The sequence below is a fragment of the Agromyces sp. MMS24-K17 genome (genome assembly GCF_043950245.1).
Classification (GTDB): domain Bacteria; phylum Actinomycetota; class Actinomycetes; order Actinomycetales; family Microbacteriaceae; genus Agromyces.
The window spans coordinates 3588782-3600652 of sequence record NZ_CP171640.1 but is presented as its reverse complement, the minus strand read 5'-3'; the positions used below and the strand labels follow the sequence as shown (position 1 = coordinate 3600652).

Annotated in this window: 12 protein-coding genes; 4 read left to right on the top strand and 8 right to left on the bottom strand. The window is 74.5% G+C overall.

All coding sequences use genetic code 11. From position 1 onward, the window contains the following. Positions 1-37: 37 nt before the first annotated feature. The gene (locus tag ACGGZK_RS16560; protein ID WP_395243720.1) at positions 38-481 is read right to left on the bottom strand and encodes a hypothetical protein; all 444 of its coding nucleotides are present in this window, start codon (positions 479-481) and stop codon (positions 38-40) included. Between the two features lie 45 nt (positions 482-526). Between ACGGZK_RS16560 and ACGGZK_RS16555 the strand changes: the two genes are divergently transcribed. Continuing rightward, positions 527-751: a DUF3499 family protein gene (locus ACGGZK_RS16555; RefSeq protein WP_395243719.1), complete on the top strand. Its 225-nt coding sequence runs from the start codon at positions 527-529 to the stop codon at positions 749-751. Positions 752-814: 63 nt separating this feature from the next. Then, positions 815-2293 carry an adenosylhomocysteinase gene (gene ahcY / locus ACGGZK_RS16550; protein ID WP_395243718.1) on the top strand — a complete coding sequence of 493 codons (1479 nt, stop codon included), beginning with the start codon at positions 815-817 and terminating at the stop codon, positions 2291-2293. 146 nt (positions 2294-2439) lie between these two features. Here ahcY and ACGGZK_RS16545 read toward each other — a convergent pair whose 3' ends face one another. Further along, positions 2440-3282, bottom strand: coding sequence for an RDD family protein (locus ACGGZK_RS16545; RefSeq protein WP_395243717.1), 843 nt, complete (start codon positions 3280-3282; stop codon positions 2440-2442). A 19-nt stretch (positions 3283-3301) separates the two neighbouring features. Here ACGGZK_RS16545 and ACGGZK_RS16540 point away from each other — a divergent pair, with 19 nt between their 5' ends. Continuing rightward, positions 3302-4297, top strand: a complete 996-nt coding sequence (locus tag ACGGZK_RS16540) for a stage II sporulation protein M (RefSeq protein WP_395243716.1) — start codon at positions 3302-3304, stop codon at positions 4295-4297. A gap of 102 nt (positions 4298-4399) precedes the next feature. Here ACGGZK_RS16540 and ACGGZK_RS16535 read toward each other — a convergent pair whose 3' ends face one another. The 6 genes from ACGGZK_RS16535 to ACGGZK_RS16510 all read right to left on the bottom strand — a co-directional run bounded on the left by ACGGZK_RS16535 (position 4400) and on the right by ACGGZK_RS16510 (position 11003). Continuing rightward, entirely contained in the window at positions 4400-5191 is a 792-nt protein-coding gene (locus tag ACGGZK_RS16535; RefSeq protein ID WP_395243715.1) for an aquaporin, read from the bottom strand. Positions 5192-5357: 166 nt separating this feature from the next. Continuing rightward, complete coding sequence (locus ACGGZK_RS16530; RefSeq protein WP_395243714.1) at positions 5358-6713, bottom strand: DUF58 domain-containing protein; 1356 nt, start codon at positions 6711-6713, stop codon at positions 5358-5360. A gap of 1 nt (position 6714) precedes the next feature. Continuing rightward, positions 6715-7827: an AAA family ATPase gene (locus tag ACGGZK_RS16525; RefSeq protein ID WP_395243713.1), complete on the bottom strand. Its 1113-nt coding sequence runs from the start codon at positions 7825-7827 to the stop codon at positions 6715-6717. Then, entirely contained in the window at positions 7824-9056 is a 1233-nt protein-coding gene (locus ACGGZK_RS16520) for a DUF4350 domain-containing protein (protein WP_395243712.1), read from the bottom strand. Before ACGGZK_RS16520 ends, ACGGZK_RS16525 begins: the two co-directional genes overlap by 4 nt. Further along, positions 9053-9703 carry a DUF4129 domain-containing protein gene (locus tag ACGGZK_RS16515; protein WP_395243711.1) on the bottom strand — a complete coding sequence of 217 codons (651 nt, stop codon included), beginning with the start codon at positions 9701-9703 and terminating at the stop codon, positions 9053-9055. The genes ACGGZK_RS16520 and ACGGZK_RS16515 overlap by 4 nt, the downstream gene beginning before the upstream one ends. Positions 9704-9707: 4 nt before the next feature. After that, positions 9708-11003, bottom strand: a complete 1296-nt coding sequence (locus ACGGZK_RS16510; protein ID WP_395243710.1) for a hypothetical protein — start codon at positions 11001-11003, stop codon at positions 9708-9710. A 179-nt stretch (positions 11004-11182) separates the two neighbouring features. Between ACGGZK_RS16510 and mtrA the strand changes: the two genes are divergently transcribed. Then, on the top strand, positions 11183-11863 hold the full coding sequence (gene mtrA / locus ACGGZK_RS16505; protein ID WP_395243709.1) for an MtrAB system response regulator MtrA: 681 nt from the start codon (positions 11183-11185) through the stop codon (positions 11861-11863). The last annotated feature ends 8 nt before the right edge of the window (positions 11864-11871 follow it).

Below are 11871 nucleotides of genomic sequence, written 5' to 3'. Positions count from 1 at the left end.
CGGCCCGCCGCCGATCGCGGGCGGGCGGACGGGCGGGTCAGAGGTGGCGGTAGCGCCCGGGGGAGAGCTCCCACGGGTCGCGGCCGAGGAAGTCGGCGACGGCCTGGAACACGCACGTCTCGACCAGGAGTCGCTCGTCGCGCTCCTCGCCCTCCTCGAGCCGGAGGAACCGCACGATCGGCAGGCGGTAGAAGGTGATGCGCCGCTCGTCGTGCGACACCTTCCACCGGTCGACGTGGTCGTCGTGGATCGCCTCGGCCGGGCCCTGCGCCACCTCGAAGACGACGCCCTCGAGCTCGGGCCAGAGGCCGCGCAGGTAGGTCGCGGTGCTCGAGATCGCGATGTCGAACTCGTCGAGCCGGGTGCGCAACGGCGGGAGGTGCGGGCCCGTGACCGACGATCGCAGGCCGCGGCCGTGCCGATCGCGGGCGAGGCGGCGCGGCGACCCCGACGTTCGGGCGACACGACGAGGACGGGGCATGCGCTCCATCGTAGTGTCCGCCTCGGTCGCTAGTCTGGTCGAGCCATGAGACCGTGTTCGCGTACCGCATGCGCCGCCGAGGCGGTCGCCACGCTCACCTACGACTATGCGGATTCGACCGCCGTCCTCGGTCCGCTCGCGTTCCGGCCGGAGCCGCACGCATACGACCTCTGCGCGAAGCACGCCGACCGCACCTCGGTGCCGCGCGGTTGGCAGGTCGTGCGGCACGTGCCGCTCGGCGGCGGGCTGCCGCCGACGCCCGCGCGCTGACGTCGACGCCCACCGGCCGACGCCGACCTGCATCCGCGCCTGCGCCCTGCGACAATGGACGCCATGAGCCTCACCGCGACATCCGCCCTCCCGTTCAAGGTCGCCGACCTCTCGCTCGCCGCGTCGGGCCGCCACCAGCTCCGCCTCGCCGAGAACGAGATGCCCGGGCTCATGGCGCTCCGCGCCGAGTTCGGCGAGTCCAAGCCGCTCGCCGGCGCCCGCATCGCCGGCAGCCTGCACATGACCGTGCAGACCGCCGTGCTCATCGAGACGCTCGTCGCGCTCGGCGCACAGGTGCGCTGGGCGAGCTGCAACATCTTCTCCACGCAGGACGAGGCGGCCGCGGCCGTCGTCGTCGGCCCCGACGGCACCGTCGAGGAGCCCGCGGGCGTCCCCGTCTTCGCCTGGAAGGGCGAGACGCTCGAGGAGTACTGGTGGTGCACCGACCGCATCTTCGACTGGACCGCCGAGGCGCAGGCCGCCGGCGCCGACTGGATCGGCCCGAACCTCATCCTCGACGACGGCGGCGACGCCACGCTCCTCGTGCACCAGGGCCGCGACTTCGAGGCCGCAGGCAGGGTGCCCGAGGCATCCGCCGACGCCAGCGGCGAGTACCGGGTCATCCTCGACGCGCTGCGCCGCTCGCTCGAGGTCAGCCCCGACCGCTGGACCCGCATCGCCGCGGAGCTGAAGGGCGTCACCGAGGAGACCACTACCGGCGTCCACCGCCTGTACGAGCTGCACGCCGCCGGCGACCTGCTCTTCCCGGCGATCAACGTCAACGACTCGGTCACGAAGTCGAAGTTCGACAACAAGTACGGCATCCGCCACTCGCTGCCGGACGGCCTGAACCGCGCCACCGACGTGCTGATGGGCGGCAAGGTCGCGTTCGTCGCCGGCTACGGCGACGTCGGCAAGGGCGCCGCCGAGGCCCTCCGCGGCCAGGGCGCCCGCGTCATCGTCAGCGAGATCGACCCGATCAACGCCCTGCAGGCCGCCATGGACGGCTACCAGGTGTCGAAGCTCGAGACCGTCGCGGGCGAGATCGACATCCTCGTCACCGGTACGGGCAACAAGGACGTCGTGCGCCTCGAGCACCTGCTCGCGCTGAAGCACCTCGCGGTCGTCGCGAACGTCGGCCACTTCGACAACGAGATCGACATGGCCGCGCTCGAGTCGCTCGAGGGCGCCGAGAAGGTCGAGATCAAGCCGCAGGTGCACGAGTGGCGCCTGCCGACCGGGCGCAGCGTGCTCGTGCTGAGCGAGGGCCGGCTGATGAACCTCGGCAACGCGACCGGCCACCCGTCGTTCGTCATGTCGAACTCGTTCACCAACCAGGTGCTCGCGCAGATCGAGCTGTGGACCCGCCCCGAGCACTACCCGGTCGGCGTGTACGTGCTGCCCAAGCACCTCGACGAGAAGGTCGCGCGCCTCCACCTCGACGCGCTCGGCGTCGAGCTCACCGTGCTGACCCCCGAGCAGGCCGCCTACATCGGCGTGCCGGTCGAGGGGCCGTACAAGGTCGAGCACTACCGCTACTGAGCGACGCCCGCGCGATCGCGCGGTCACGCGAGCAGCGCGCGGATGCCCTGGGCCGATGCCCGGGGCATCCGGCGTCTCCGGGCGGGGCCGAGCCGGGCCGGGCGGGCCGTGCCATCGGGGCCGGCCCGGGCCGGGCCGCCCGGGGCTCAGCGCTCCGGGAAGCCGAGCGGGCGGGCGTCGAGCACGGGCGCGAGGCGGGACATCCGCTCGGCCTCGAGGCGCAGCGCCGTGAGGTCGCGCTCGCGGCGGATCGCGACCACGGCGGCGAGGAAGAGCTCGGCGGGCGCCGCCGGCAGCGGCGACACGTAGGGCGCCGCCTCCGCGGCGAGCAGGTCGGCCGCGCGCACCCGGCTCGCGGGGGTCAGGTGCGGCGCCTTCCCGAAGAACGACGCGATGCGCCGTTCGAGTGCGTCGGGCAGCCGGCCGACGTCGGCGGTGGGTGCCCAGGCCGCGAGCTGCGGCGGCACCCCGAAGGCGTTCGACATCACGCGCGGCACCCGCTCGACCTGGGCGTGCGTGCCCGCGAGCAGGTCGCCGAGGCGCTTCGACTGCGGGTTGAGGAATCCGACGATCGCCGCGAGCCCGCCGAGCGTCAGGTAGATCTCGATCACGCCGAGCAGCGCGCGGATGAACGCGTGACGGAACCCGATCGCCCCGCCGTCGTCGCGCACCACGCGGAGCCCGAGCGCCAGCTTGCCGAGCGAGCGGCCGCGCGAGGCGGTCTCGACCGCGGTCGGCGCGATCACGAGGCACAGCACGAGCACCGCGATCGAGACGGCCTGCATGGCCGACTGGTCGAGGTCCAGCGAGAACGCGAACCAGATCACGCCGACGCCGACGACGACCGTCGCGATCACGTCGATCGCCGTGCCGCCCGCCCGGATCACCGCGCTCGCGGGCCGCACGTCGAGGGCGACGGCCTCCCCGGTGAGCACCGCGTCGGCGTCCGGTCGGACGGTGGACTGCACGGCGATCGCGGCCTCTGGCATGGCTAGTATTCAAGCAGACATGGACCTCGACGCACTCGCCTCCGCCCGCCACGAGGAGTGGACCCGGCTCGACGCGCTCTCGACGTCGCGGCGGCTCGACGGTGCGGGGGCCGACGAGCTCATCGAGCGCTACCGGGCCGGGGCATCCGACCTGTCGCTCATCCAGGCGACCGCCGGCTCGACCGCGCTCGGCGACCGCCTCTCGATCGGCCTCGCCAAGGCGCGACTGCGCTTCACGGGAGCGCCTGAGAACCCGCTCGCGCAGTTCACCCGGTTCTGGCTCGTCAGCCTGCCGGCCGCGCTGTACCGGCTGCGGTGGCTGACGCTCTGGGTCGCGGTCGCCACGTTCGCGATCGCCGGGCTCGTGGTCGCGTGGGTGGGCTCCGATCCGCGCGTCATCGCGACCTTCGGCAGCGAGCGGGAACTCCGCGCGCTCGCCGAGGAGGGCTTCGTGGCGTACTACTCGGAGAACCCGGCGGCATCCTTCGGCAGCCAGGTCTGGACGAACAACGCGTGGATCGCCGCCCAGTGCATCGCGTTCGGCATCCTCGGCGTCTGGGTGCCCTACGTCATCATGCAGAACGCCCTCAACCTCGGCGTCACCGCGTCGGTCATGTTCGCCTACGACGAGGCCGACACCTTCTTCCTCTACATCGCGCCGCACGGGCTGCTCGAGCTGACGTGCGTGTTCGTCGCCGCGGCCGCGGGCCTGCGGATCTTCTGGGCGTGGATCGCCCCCGGCCCGAGGACGCGGGGCGCCGCCCTCGCCGAGGACGCCCGGGCGCTGTTCAGCGTCGCCATCGGGCTCGTGTTCTTCCTGTTCGTCTCGGGGCTCATCGAGGCGTTCGTGACGCCCGCGCCGTGGCCGTGGGCCGTGAAGATCGGCATCGGCGCGGTGGCCCTCGGCGGGTTCCTGTTCGTCATGCTCGGCCTCGGCCGGCGCGCGTACCGGGCCGGCGAGACCGGCGACCTCGTCGAGTTCGAGTCGGGCGCCCGGCAGCTCGTCGCGGGCTGAGCGGGCGGCGGGCTCGGGCGGGCGGGCGGGCCCGCGCCGCCGAACGACGGCGACGGGCCGGGCGAGGATGCCGCTCCGGCCCGTCGGCACGCCGTCGGGGCGTCAGGACGTCGCGGCCGGCTTCGGCAGGCGCCCGAACACGACCTGCGCGAGCAGCCCGGCGATGACCGCGCCGAGGATGGGCGCGACGATCGACAGCCACAGCTGGCCGAGGGCCTCGCCACCGCCGTAGATCGCCGTCGCGATCGAACGCGCCGGGTTGAAGGAGGCGTTCGACACGGGGATCGCCACGAGGGCGAGGACGGTGAGCGTCAGTCCGATCGCGAGCGGGGCGAAGTCCGCCGCCGAGCGGCCGGCCGTGGTCACGCCGAGGATGACGAACAGGAAGACGGCAGTGGCGATCGTCTCGACGAGGAACGCCGAGCCGAGCCCGTAGCCGCCGGGGGAGAGCTCGTCGTACCCCGTCGATGCGCCGCGGAAGACCGCGAGGTCGAGCACCGGGCCGAGAGACAGGATCCCGAGCAGCGCCGTCGACGCCACGATGGCGCCCGCGACCTGTGCGGCGAGGTAGCCGACGACCTCGCGCCACGCGAAGCGGCCGGCGACCGCGAGCCCGAGGGTGACGGCCGGGTTGAAGTGGCCCCCGGAGACCGGGCCGAAGGCGTACGCGGCGACGACGACGCTGAGGCCCAGCCCGAGGGCGACGCCGAGGAAGCCGACGTTCAGGCCGCCCTGGCCGTCGGCGAACCCGGCGGCGAAGATCGCGGTGCCGATCACGCCGAACACGAGGATGAAGGTGCCGAGTGCCTCGGCGGCGAGCTTCTGGACGGTGCTCGGGGCGGCGGTCGCCGGCGAGACCGGTGCGGCGAGATCGGACGTGGCGGTGTCGGACATGGAGATCCTTCCGGAGTGCGAACGAGGAATCGGCGGCGAAGCGCCCGGATCCGGAGCGTATCGCCGCAGTTCCGTCCGGTGGAGGACGCGCGCCATCATGTCGCCGTGCGACGAAGGATGACGGCGACGCAGTCGCGACGGGAGGCCGGTGGTCGACAGCCGCGGTCTACAGGCGGCCCGCGGCCTTCAACGCGAGGTAGCGGTCGGCGAGGGCGGGCGGCAGGTCGAGCGGCGGGGCGCTCACCGTCTCGGCGCCCAGGCGGCGGATGGCCGCGCCGACCCGCTCCACGTCGAGCAGGGTGCGTTCGGCCGACGCGGCGCGGTAGGTCGCGGCGAGGTCCTCGCGCTCGTCGCGCGCCGCCACCGCACCGGGGTCGGCGACCGTCGCGACGATCACCGTGTGCCGGTGCGTGAGCTGCGGCAGCACCGAGAGCATCCCGCGCGCGGAGCCGGGCGAATCGGCGCCGGTGAGCAGCACGACGAGCGCCGACCGGCTCGTGAGGGAGCGGACCTGGCCGGGTACGGCGGCCCAGTCCGCCTCGATGAGCTCCGCGTCGATGCCGGACATGGCGTCGACCATCCGCGCCAGCAGGTCGCCGCCGCTCGCGCCGGCGACGCGCCCGCGGATGCGCCTGTCCCACGCGAGGAAGTCGACGCGGTCGCCCGCGTGGCTCGCCAGCGCCGCGAGCAGCAGGGATGCCTCGAAGGCGGTGTCGAGCCGCGGTTCGTCGGCGACGCGGGTGGCCGACGTGCGCGACGTGTCGGCCACGATGACGATGCGCCGGTCGCGTTCGGGTCGCCAGGTGCGCACCATGAGCCGGGCGCCCCCCGGCACCTCGGGGTCGGTGTGGCGGGCGGTCGCGCGCCAGTCGATGGAGCGCACGTCGTCGCCGCGTACGTACTCGCGGATCGAGTCGAACTCGGTGCCCTGGCCGCGGATGAGCAGCGGCGTGCGCCCGTCGAGCTCCCGCAGCCGGGTGAGGCGCGACGGCAGGTGCACGCGGGAGTGGAACGGCGGCAGGACCCGGAGCCGGCCGGGCGCGCGCAGCGTCGCCTGCCGCGCCCAGAGCCCGAGCGGCCCGAGGCTGCGCAGCGTGACCTGCTCGGTGCGGCGGTCGCCGCGTCGCGTCGGGACGAGCCGCAGGTCGACGCGACGCCGCTCGCCCGGCGGGATGCGCACCCGGGTGCGGTTCGGACCGGTGACGCCGGCCGAGGGCTGCCAGCCGTCGCGGACGATCGCCAGGAGGCGACGCGGCCCGCGATTCTCGATCACGAGCTCGCTCGTGGCGGGCTCGCCGAGCCGGATCCGCTCCGGGATCCGGCGGCCGAGCGTCACGAGTCGCGGGGAGGCCGCCAGCGAGAGGTCGAGCAGCCCGAGGCCGATGACGAGCACGAGCCATCCGGCCAGCGCGAGCCACGCGGCCCGGATGCCCTCGGCGCCCGGCCCCGGGAGCGCGCCGGCGACCACCACCGGGATGGCCCCGAGGGCGACGAGGAGCGTGAACCGACCGGTGATCGCCATGTCAGAGCGGCACCTGCACCTGCTGAACGATGCCGCGCAGGACCTGGTCGACCGACACGCCCTCCAGTTCCGCCTCGGGGCGCAGTTGCACGCGGTGACGCCACACCGGCAGGAGCATCGCCTGCAGGTGGTCGGGCGTGAGCGAGTCGTACCCGGTGAGCCAGGCCCAGGCCTTCGCGGCGGCCAGCAGCGCCGTCGTGGCGCGCGGGCTCACGCCCAACCGCATCGACGGGCTGCGCCGGGTGGCGCGCGCGAGGTCGACGAGGTACGCGAGCACGTCGTCGGATGCCCCGACCCGGGCCGCGGCGGCACGGGCTCGCCGCAGCTCCTCGACCCCGAGCACCGGCTGGACGCCGGCACCGGCGAGGTCGTGGGGGTCGAATCCGTCGGCGTGGCGGCGGAGCATCGCGACCTCGGCCTCGCGCTCCGGCACGTCGAGCACGAGCTTCAGCAGGAAGCGGTCGAGCTGGGCCTCCGGCAGCGTGTACGTGCCCTCGTACTCGATCGGGTTCTGGGTCGCCGCCACGAGGAACGGGTCGGGCAGCGGGCGTGTGACGCCGTCGGCCGAGACCTGGCGCTCCTCCATCGCCTCGAGCAGCGCGGACTGCGTCTTCGGCGGGGTCCGGTTGATCTCGTCGGCGAGCAGGATGTTGGTGAACACCGGGCCCTCGCGGAACGCGAACTCGCCGGTTCGCGGGTCGTACGCCAGCGAGCCGGTCACGTCACCGGGCATGAGGTCGGGCGTGAACTGGATGCGACGGGTCTCGAGCTCGAGCGTGCGGCTGAGGGTGCGCACGAGCAGCGTCTTCGCGACACCGGGGACGCCCTCGAGGAGCACGTGGCCGTTCGCGAGGAGCGCGACGATCAGCCCGCTGACGGCGGCGTCCTGGCCGACGACGGCCTTGCCGACCTCGGTGCGCACCCGGTTCAGCGCGGCCCGGAGCTCGGCATCGCCCGCCGCCGGTGCCGGAGCCGGAGCCGGTGCCGGTGCCGGAGCGGTCGGCGCGGGGGCGGCCGGCGCGGGCGCGGCGGCCTGGCCGGGGCCGGCGGCTGCAGCCGCAGGGGAGGGGGGCGCACCGGGAGCGGTGCCAGCGGTCGGGGTCGGATCCGTCATGATCGCCTTCCGGGTCGGTCGGATGGTTCGGTGGGGCCGAGGGCGCGGCGTACCGCGGCCTCGAGGTCGGCGAGCCCGCCGGCCGCCTCGACGAGTTCTCGGTCGGTCGCGGGCTCGAGGCCGACGAGCAGTCGGTGGACGGCGCCCGGGTCGCGGCCGGTCGTGCCGGCCGCGGCGGTGGCGACCTCGTCGACGGTCGCGGTCCGCGGGAGCCGGAGCAGGGCGGCGAGGCGCGCGATCGTGCCCATGCGGAGCTGGTCGAGCGCGTGCACACGGCTCGCCGAGCGCGCGTACAGTCGCGCGCGACCCTCCGTCGTCTCGCCCGAGGGCACGTCGACGGGCAGGTCCTCGATGACGAGCGGGCCGAAGCGGCGGCCGCGGGTGACCGCGGCGGACAGGAACACGGCGATCCCGAGCACGAGCACCGGGGTGACCCAGCCCGGGGTCAGCTCGCCGAGCGTCGGCGCGGTGTCGGCATCGAGGTCGGCCGGGCCGGGCAGGTACCACACGAGGCGGTCGACCTCGCCGAGCAGGCCGAGCACGAGGGCCGCATTCCCGGCCTCGTCGGCGAACTCGTTCGAGAACGGGGTGCCCGAGCCGACGAGCGAGATCGTCGACTCCCCGGGGCCCGGACCCACGGCGACGGCGACGCCGGCATCGCCGTCGGCGAAGCATCCGCTCCACCCGTCGGCGGCGGCCTCGTCGTCGACGCGGAGCAGCCCGAGCCCGTCGGAGAGGGTGCCGGCGCGCTCGGCCGCCGGTACCTCGCAGCCGGCGTCGTCGAGCGGTCCGGTCGCGACGCCGGCGAGGCGGACGCCGGGGGCGAGCGCCTCCAGCGCCTCGAACCCGGGAGCGGCGACGACGAGCCGGTCGGATGCCTCCGCCAGGCGCTCGACCCGGTCGCCCGTGAGGATGCCGAGCTCGTCGTACAGGAACACCGTCGCTCCGCCGCGCGCCGCATCGATCGCCTCGTCGAGCGTGGCGGCCTCCGACACGGCGACCCCCTGCGCCCCGAGCACCTGGACGACGGCGCGCGCGCCGGCGGGAGCGGGGTTGTCGGCGCCGAGCGGAACGCCGGGCGGCCGTGCGGTGCCCTGGATCGCGACGAGCACGATCGAGCCGATGAGGAGCACGAGTCCGAGCACGATCCAGGTGCGACGCCGACCGAGGAACCCGCGCACCGTGGGCGTGTCGGCCTCGGCGAGGCCGGTCTCGTCGACGCGGGTCATCCGACGGACTCCGCGAGGTCGGCGGCGATCGCGACCGGCCGCGCCGCCTCGATCGTGCGCTCGAGCGCCGTGACCGCGTCGTAGGCCGCCGCGTCACCGGAGCGGCCGAGGTAGCGGACGCCGTCGAACGCGGCGGCCGCCGCATCGAGGCCGTCCGTCGCGTCGGGGAAGCGGGTCGACGCGGTGCGGGCGAAGCCGTGCGCCGTGGTGCCGGGATGCACGCGGACGAGCTCGCGGTCGACGAGCCCCCGTACGAGCGCGCGGAACCGCTCCTCGATCGCGAGCGCCCAGTCCCCGCGTGCGGCGGCCGCCTCGGCAGCACGTCGCAGGGTCGCGAGGTCGCGCACGTCGCCGTCGTCGAACAGGGGCGCCGCGGAGGTGCGGCGGCGGCGGAGCCGCGGCACGCCGAACACGAGGAGCCCGACGACGACGAGCGCGACCACGACCGCGACGACGACGAGCCACACGAGTTCGGCAGGCACCGCGCCGGCGCCGCTGAAGAGCTGGGCGAACCAGTCGCCGACCTGCTGCATCAGCCGGTCGAACCAGGTCGGCTGCGCGGCGGTGTACTCGGGCTTCGCGAGTTCGTCCTCCAGCCACCGGCGCGCCTCGGGCGCGTCGGGGTCGACCGGGATGTCGAGGCGCACGCGATCAGGCCGGCCAGGCCGCGGCGCCGGCGGGTGCGGACCCGGCGGGAAGGTACGGGTCGCCGACGGCGACGCCGCGGGCGCACTGCTCGACGTGGCGTTCGAGGTCGAGGTCGAGGCCCTCCTTGCGCATCCGGAGGTCGATGTAGATCACGGCGATGAGGCCGGCCTGCACGACCGACGTGATCGCGCCGACGAGCACCGACACGATCGTGGAGACGACCACCAGCCCGATGGTCAGCGCCACCGCGGCACCGCTGCTGCCGGTCGGGTCGAGGAGGCCGATGAGGAGGCCCCCGATGAGGCCGATCGGCTGGCTGATGATCTGGGAGGCGAACGAGAGGATGACCTGCACGAGGGCCTCGACGCCGAAGGTGCGCCAGAAGTACCCGTCGGTGAGCCGCCACGAGCGGGCGATCGCACGCCCCACGCCGAGATCCTCGAGCACGATCGCGCTGGGCACGAGCGAGAGCTTCACCGAGAGCCACACGGAGGCCGCGGCCACGACCAGGCCCGCGAGGACGCCGAGCAGCACGACGGCGACGATCCCGCCGGCGCCGAACACGGAGGATGCCAGGCCGATGCCCAGGGCGACGCCGGCGACGAGGGCGACGACGACCACGACCACGGCGGCCGCGACCATCGCCGTCCAGCCGAGCAGGGGCCAGATGCGCTTCGCCGCGCGGCGCCAGAGCTGGCCGAACCGCAGCTTGTCGCCGAGCGTGCCCGACGCGACCTCGACGACCATGACGCCCTGCAGGAACGCCGCGGCGACGAGGGTGAGCGCGATCGGCACGAGCAGGAGCAGGAGGAACCCGCCGACGGCGCCGGCGAGGATCGGGTCGGCGTCGGCGGACGTCGCGCTCTCGACGCGGCCGAACACGAGGAAGAGGAAGGGCAGCACGATCGCGAGGGTCACGCCTGCGCTCGCGAGCTGCACGAGGAGTCCGCTGCCGAACGTCGGCGCCGGGTTGCGGCGCAGCACCTGGAACGGGGCCCAGAGCAGGGTGCCGAACCCGAGCGGACGCAGCGGCAGCAGCCCCGGCTTGGGCGGCGGCGCCCAACCGGCCTGCGGGTACGCCCCGGCGGGAGCCACGGGCGCGGCGTTGCCGGCCTGCGCGTACGCCCCGGCCGGTGCGTACGCGGACGGCGCCGGGTATCCGGGGGGCGGAACCGTCGGGTCGGGCTGGTACCGCGGCGGGGCCGGCGGCGGCACGGGCGCGGGCGGCGTCGCCGGCAGCGACGGTTCTGCGGCGCTCGGCGGCTCAGCGGACGGGGGCGTCCAATCCCGATCACTCACCTGCGCGCCACTCCCTCCGGTCGTGCCCCCAATGCTGGCACACCGGGCGCCTCGCGGGAGGTCCCGGCCCGCGATCTGGGGAGAGGCATCCGGTTCCCAGCGTCCGCCCCGCCGAACGACTACAGTTGTCCCACTGGTTCCGGCCCGGGGATGCCCCGGCCCCGACGGAAAACTGGAGCATGACCGCACGCGTACTCGTCGTCGACGACGACACGGCCCTCGCCGAGATGATCGGCATCGTGCTGCGCACCGAGGGCTTCGAGCCCGTCTTCTGCGCCGACGGCGCGCAGGCCGTGGGCGCCTTCCGCGAGACCCGGCCCGACCTCGTGCTGCTCGACCTCATGCTCCCCGGCATGGACGGCATCGAGGTGTGCGGGCGCATCCGCGCCGAGAGCGGCACCCCGATCATCATGCTCACCGCGAAGACCGACACCGCCGACGTGGTGCGCGGCCTCGAGTCGGGCGCCGACGACTACATCGTGAAGCCGTTCAACCCGAAGGAGCTCGTCGCCCGCATCCGCACGCGGCTGCGGCCGGCTCCCGAGCCCGCCGCCGAGGTCATCGGCGTCGGCGACCTCGTGATCGACGCCGCCGGCCACGAGGTGCGCCGCGGCGACCAGCGGATCAACCTGACGCCGCTCGAGTTCGACCTGCTGCTCACGCTCGCCTCGAAGCCGCAGCAGGTGTTCACGCGCGAGATGCTGCTCGAGCAGGTGTGGGGCTACCACTACAAGGCCGACACCCGGCTCGTGAACGTGCACGTGCAGCGCCTCCGCGCGAAGGTCGAGCACGACCCCGACAACCCGCGCATCGTGATGACGGTCCGCGGCGTGGGGTACCGCGCCGGCGCGACGACCTAGGCTGCGCC